The 1,520-nt window shown below is 55.4% G+C and carries 1 protein-coding gene; it reads right to left on the reverse strand.

Features of this window, described 5'->3' with window-relative positions:
- The coding region (locus tag ACTHUT_RS20335) for a DNA gyrase subunit A (protein ID WP_440419610.1) at nt 1-1,520 on the reverse strand (1,520 nt) is incomplete at both ends.

Here is a 1,520-nt window from a genome sequence, read left to right on the forward strand (position 1 = left end):
CGTCGGTCAGCGACATCAACTGCAAACCGCGCCCTTTGGGCATGACTTTGAGTTCGCCGATGGAAAACGCCAAGAGGCGGTGGTCGCTGCTGGCCAGTACGATTTTGCAGTCGGGATTGATGAGCGAGGAAGCATAGACGGCAATCGGCGGCAGGACAGTTTCGCCGCTGTCCACGGTCATCACCACTTTGCCTGCTTTCACGCGTCCGACCATATCGCCCAGTTTGGCGATGAAGCCGTAGCCGCCGCTGCCTGAGAGCAGGTAGTGCTGTTCGGGCTGACCAGTGAGCATGGCGACGGGTTTTGCGCCGTTTTGCAGCTCGATTAAGGATGAAACCGGCACGCCGTCGCCGCGTCCACCGGGGATTTCGGCAGCATCGAGCGTGTAGGTTCTGCCCAATGAGTCGAGAATGACGACAGGTAAAACGGTGCGACCTTCAAGGGTTTGTTTGAGACAGTCGCCTTCTTTGAACGCGGTTTGGCTCAAATCGAGGTTGTGTCCGGCGCGGCTGCGTATCCAGCCTTTTTCCGACAGAATCAGTGTGATGGGTTCGTCGGCGGTGGTTTGCGTCAACACGGCGCGTCCGGCTTCTTCCACCAGCGTGCGGCGTGCGTCGCCGAACTGCTTCATGTCCGCCTGCATCTCTTTGATAATCAGCTTGCGTTTTTCGTTTTCGTCGCCCAAAAGAATATTCAGACGACCTTGTTCTTCGCGCAATTCGTTCAATTCTTTTTCGAGTTTGAAACCTTCCAAACGCGCCAACTGGCGCAGGCGGATTTCCAAAATGTCTTCGGCTTGGATTTCGGTCAGCCCGAATGCCGCCATCAAATCGGCTTTCGGGTCGTCTGATTCGCGGATGACTTTAATCACTTCGTCGATGTGCAGAAAGACTTTCAGACGACCTTCAAGGATGTGCAGCCGTTTTTCCACTTGGTTCAAACGGAATTTCAGACGACGTGTTACGGTCACGACGCGGAAATCCAGCCATTCCTGCAAAATCGTTTTCAGGTTTTTCTGCGCGGGGCGGTTGTCCAGTCCCATCATCACCAAGTTCATGGACACATTGCCTTCCAGTGAAGTCTGCGCCATCAGCGTGTTGATGAAGGTATCGGTATCGATGCGGCTGGATTTCGGCTCGAACACAAGGCGCACGGGATGTTCGCCGTCGGACTCGTCGCGCACGCGTTCGATTAAATCCAGCATCAGCTTTTTGGTATTGAGCTGGTCTTGGTTGAGCTGCTTTTTACCTGCTTTCGGTTTCGGGTTGGTTTGCTCTTCGATTTCGGCAAGGATTTTGGCGGAATTGGCGTTCGGCGGCAGTTCGGTCACAATCACGCGCCATTGCCCGCGCGCCAGCTTCTCGATTTCGTAACGCGCACGCACGCGCACGCTGCCCTTGCCGGTTTCGTAAATCCGGCGCAATTCGTCCGCCGGCGTAATGATTTGACCACCGCCCGCAAAATCAGGCGCGGGGATGTACTGCATCAGGTCGGCAGTTTCCAGCGTCGGCTTTTTCAAC

Source organism: Neisseria sp. P0022.S010 (assembly GCF_051956635.1).